Origin of the sequence: Streptomyces xylophagus, from assembly GCF_000716435.1 — a bacterium.
Taxonomy (GTDB): Bacteria; Actinomycetota; Actinomycetes; order Streptomycetales; family Streptomycetaceae; genus Streptomyces; species Streptomyces xylophagus.
In genome coordinates, this window is record NZ_JNWO01000167.1 from 1 (window position 1) to 370 (window position 370).

Sequence of the window (370 nt, forward strand, 5' to 3'; positions counted from 1 at the left end):
GGTCTACGCCCAGCACGCCGCGAGCATGTGGCGCAAAGCGTGGCGGTGGACGGGCGCCGGACGGCCCCTGATCTCCATGGGCCACACCGACGAACTCACGGTGATCGCGGACGACTTGCCCGAGATGATGAGCCGCGCCAAGCCACCGTTCCGGTTCGACCCCTCGGGCCGCACCCTCGGCGCCATGAAGCCCAAGACCGTAGAGGCCGGCACCCGTGAGCCGCTCCAGGGCGACTCCCTCCCGACCCTGGATGAAGGGGATGTCCTGTGAGCTGGAGCGACATAGCAGGAGTCATCGCCTACGCCGTGGTGGCCATCGGCGCAGTCATCGGCGCGTACAGCCTCCTGACCTCCCACCGCCTCAACATGA

1 protein-coding gene is annotated in these 370 nt (G+C 68.1%); it reads left to right on the plus strand.

Translation table 11 applies throughout. The features are described 5' to 3' along the window. On the plus strand, positions 1-271 hold a 271-nt coding region (locus OO70_RS50820; protein WP_043688480.1), incomplete at its 5' end, for a hypothetical protein. Positions 272-370: the final 99 nt, after the last annotated feature.